The 475-nt window shown below is 28.6% G+C and carries 1 protein-coding gene; it reads left to right on the top strand.

What is annotated here, in order from left to right; translation table 11 throughout:
- Window positions 1-177: 177 nt before the first annotated feature.
- Window positions 178-475, top strand: a 298-nt coding sequence (locus E3E36_RS11735; protein ID WP_167895561.1) for a hypothetical protein, incomplete at its 3' end; no start/stop codon positions are given.

Raw genomic sequence — 475 nt, 5'->3', positions numbered from 1 at the left:
TACATTAACCTAACAAGTACAAAATAATTTTACATTATCAATCGGTTTATAGCGAATATAGTTTTGGGTAGATTTTTCTCATGTTAGCTTCTATATCTATAGAGGCTTTTTTATTTATGATAAAGTACAAGTACTTTCATTTTATAATCATCATTTTGTATATTCACTTAAAAAAATATGGATAACGAAGCTGCAAACAATCAAACAAGTCTTTTAGATGAATCGATAATTGATACAACTGAATATGATAAAAAAGTAAAAAAAGCACGAACAACCATTTTTGTAGTTGCTGTAATTCAGCTACTGCTGGGCGTGTTTTTAGCATTTAAATATGATGGGCTTCAAATGTATATTTCGGTAGGAATAACAGCAGTTATAGCTTTAGTATTTGTTTTATTGGGATTATGGTGTAAATCAAAACCATTAACTGCCATTATAATAGCATTAAGCTTGTATGTTGTGTTATGGTTAGCAG

The organism is Thermococcus sp. M36 (assembly GCF_012027355.1).
Lineage (GTDB): Archaea > Methanobacteriota_B > Thermococci > Thermococcales > Thermococcaceae > Thermococcus.
The sequence above is the reverse complement of the archived record's forward strand: the minus strand, read 5'-3'. Positions and strand labels throughout refer to the sequence as shown.